A 1,982-nucleotide genomic window follows, 5' to 3' on the forward strand; every position below is an offset into this window, starting at 1 on the left:
CCGCACATCTGACCCCCCGCCCCCGCTTTCGTTCGGGAAACGGCGGCTTCCCCACCGTTTTCGTTCGGGAAACGGCGGCTTCCCCAGCACTTTCGTTCGGGAAACGGCGGCTTCCCCAGCGCTTTCGTTCGGGAAACGGGCGCCGGGGCGACGCGCGGACGGGAAGCGCGACGACGGCCCGTCGTCGTGGTGATCGTCCCGTTTCGGCCACGAAAGGGGCCTAGGAACCTCCCGTTTCGTCAACGAAAGTCCCTCGGGGGCCGCCGTTTCCCGAACGAAAGTGGCCCGGGGGCCGCCGTTTCCCGAACGAAAGTGCTGCACCGCCTCAGCGGGAGCGGAGGGACTCCACCCAGGCGCGGCCGGAGCGATACGCGGCGTCGGTGAACTCGGCCGGCACCCTCGTGGGCACGGGCTCGGCCTGCGCGTACGAGCCCAGGAACCGCAGGTCGGGGTACTCCCGGTACAGGGCCGCGAGCGCATCACCCACGCGGGCCTCCGCCAGGTGCCCCTCGAGGTCGAGGGAGAAGAAGTACCGCCCGATGCCCTCGCCGGTCGGCCGGGACTCGATGCGGGAGAGGTTCACCCCGCGCGTGGTGAACTCGGCCAGGATCTGCCCGAGGGCGCCGGGCCGGTCCTCCGGCAGCGGCACCACCAGCGTGGTCTTGTCCGCTCCCGTGGGCGCGGGCAGGGCCGTCGGCCGGGAGAGCAGCACGAAGCGCGTCACGGCGCCCGGCACGTCCTCGATCCGCTCGGCGAGCACCGGCAACCCGGTCTGCTCGGCCACGAGCGGGGCGCACACGGCGGCGTCGAAGTCGCCCTGGGCCACGAGGCCGGCCCCGGCCGCCGTCGACGGGGCGGGCGTGAAATCCACACCCGGCAGCGCCGTCTCGGCCCAGCCGCGCACCTGCGCCCAGGCGTGGGGGTGCGTGGTCACGCGCCGCACGTCCTCCATCGCGACGCCGGGCCGGCCCACGAGCACGAAGCTGATGGGCACGTGCACCTCCGCGAGGATCTGCAGCGTCTCCCCGAGGGCGATCTCGTCCACGGTGGCGGAGACGCCGCCCTCCACCGAGTTCTCGATGGGGACGACGGCGCGGTCCACCTCCCCCCTGCGCAGCGCCGCCACGGCGCTCAGCACGGAGCCCGCAGACACGAACTCGGCCTCGGCCGGGTCCGCCACCTTGCGCAGGGCGGCCTCGGTGAAGGTGCCGGCCGGGCCGAGGAAGGCGTAGCGCAGGCGCGACGGCGTCGCGTCAGCGGAGCCCGTCCCCGTCACTTGACGGTGGGCTCGGCGTCGCCGTCGGCCTCCATCGGCTTGCCGGCCTCGAGCCACGCGCCGGAGCCGCCGGCCACGTTGATGGCCGAGTAGCCGCGGCCGGTCATGAACTCGGCGGCGCGGGCGGAGCGGCCGCCGGTGCGGCAGATCAGGTAGTAGTCCGTGTCCGGGTCCAGCTCCTCGAGCCGGTCCGGCAGCTGGCCCAGCGGGATGTGCTGGGCGCCGGCGGCGCGGCCCAGGGCCCACTCGTCGTCCTCGCGGACGTCCAGGATGGTTGCATCGGCGGGGATCTCGTTCACATCGACGGTCTCGAAGGCGCTCATGGCTTCAGCGTAGCCACCCGCCCGGACGTCCCAGGAAGGCCCCGCCGTCCATGACCCGGGCCACGCCCGTTAGGCTCGGCCGCATGCAGACCTCCGACGCCGCACCCGCCGCCGACGACGACGACCGCACCCCCTCTGCCCCCGGCCCAGCCCGGCTCCTGGACCGCTCGGCCGTGCGCCTGCGGGAGGACCTCGCCGCCGGGGAGCTGAGCGCCCGGGAGGTCACGGAGGCCGCCCTCGCCGCGGCCCAGGCCCACGCGGACCTCGGCGCGTTCGCCCTCCTCGACGCCGAGGGGGCCCGGACCCGTGCGGCCGAGCTGGACGCGGCCCACCCGCGCGTCGCGCCCCGGGCCGTGCCCGGTCCGCACCTGTCTCTTATACAC

General features: G+C 74.6%; 2 protein-coding genes and 1 pseudogene. 1 reads left to right on the forward strand and 2 read right to left on the reverse strand.

From position 1 onward, the window contains the following. Positions 1-325: 325 nt before the first annotated feature. Together pheA and J1M39_RS09205 are read right to left on the reverse strand one after the other, a co-directional pair. Positions 326-1,276 carry a prephenate dehydratase gene (gene pheA / locus J1M39_RS09200; RefSeq protein WP_036316234.1) on the reverse strand — a complete coding sequence of 317 codons (951 nt, stop codon included), beginning with the start codon at positions 1,274-1,276 and terminating at the stop codon, positions 326-328. Beyond that, on the reverse strand, positions 1,273-1,599 hold the full coding sequence (locus J1M39_RS09205) for a rhodanese-like domain-containing protein (protein WP_002858251.1): 327 nt from the start codon (positions 1,597-1,599) through the stop codon (positions 1,273-1,275). The genes pheA and J1M39_RS09205 overlap by 4 nt, the downstream gene beginning before the upstream one ends. Before the next feature lie 83 nt (positions 1,600-1,682). Between J1M39_RS09205 and J1M39_RS09210 the strand changes: the two are divergent. Beyond that, a pseudogene (locus tag J1M39_RS09210) lies at positions 1,683-1,982 on the forward strand (amidase); the annotation flags it as partial.

Origin of the sequence: Micrococcus sp. KRD077 (genome assembly GCF_017168505.1) — a bacterium.
Lineage (GTDB): Bacteria > Actinomycetota > Actinomycetes > Actinomycetales > Micrococcaceae > Micrococcus > Micrococcus luteus.

Excerpts from the sequence above, each read along its gene's own strand:
- J1M39_RS09205 (WP_002858251.1), bottom strand. The coding sequence starts at position 1,599 with ATGAGCGCCTTCGAGACCGTCGATGTGAACGAGATCCCCGCCGATGCA.